Below are 245 nucleotides of genomic sequence, written 5' to 3' on the forward strand. Positions count from 1 at the left end.
CCGTACTGATGGGGCCACACACGTTTAACTTCAAAGATATCTGCGCGAAATTGCAGCAAGCCGATGGCTTAATCACCGTGACCGACGCGGATTCGGTGGTCAAAGAGGTCTCTACCCTTCTGACTGAAGAAGATTACCGCCTGTGGTACGGTCGTCACGCCGTTGAAGTCCTGCATCAGAACCAGGGGGCGCTGACCCGTCTGCTGCAACTTCTGCAACCTTACCTGCCGCAGCGGAGCCACTAA

Annotated in this window: 1 pseudogene; it reads left to right on the forward strand. The window is 55.5% G+C overall.

Annotated elements, in window-relative coordinates:
* Positions 1–245 (forward strand): annotated as a pseudogene (locus RTW80_RS30390) (3-deoxy-D-manno-octulosonic acid transferase); the annotation flags it as partial.

Source organism: Escherichia sp. AM3 (assembly GCF_032029835.1).
Lineage (GTDB): Bacteria > Pseudomonadota > Gammaproteobacteria > Enterobacterales > Enterobacteriaceae > Escherichia > Escherichia coli.